Source organism: Pseudomonas sp. HY13-MNA-CIBAN-0226, from assembly GCF_040310305.1.
GTDB classification, from domain to species: domain Bacteria; phylum Pseudomonadota; class Gammaproteobacteria; order Pseudomonadales; family Pseudomonadaceae; genus Aquipseudomonas; species Aquipseudomonas gregormendelii.
Genome location: NZ_JBEOPS010000399.1, coordinates 1 through 257, shown reverse-complemented (window position 1 = coordinate 257; position 257 = coordinate 1). Strand labels below are relative to the sequence as shown.

The following is a 257-nucleotide window of genomic DNA, read 5'->3' as shown; positions in this document are numbered from 1 at the left end:
GTAATGAGAGAGGGAGGTTGAAACATGAGCAACACGGCAGGCGAACTCGGTAGGTGCGACAGCCTACGCAAGACATGGCAGGTGGTCAGCTTCTGGGGGCTGCCTGCCGTCGTGGCGACGATAGCGATTGTTCTGTCAGATCGACGCCCCGCGTTGTTCCTGGCAGCGGGCGCCGCGCTGGCCGTGATGGGCGGCGCCTGCCTGGTCAACGCCACGCGTTGTCACCGCCTTCACTGCTACATCACGGGGCCTTACTT

The 257-nt window shown here is 63.0% G+C and carries 1 pseudogene; it reads left to right on the top strand.

Annotation, left to right across the window (positions count from 1 at the left end):
* Positions 1-24: 24 nt before the first annotated feature.
* Positions 25-257 (top strand): annotated as a pseudogene (locus AAEZ05_RS29255) (hypothetical protein); the annotation flags it as partial.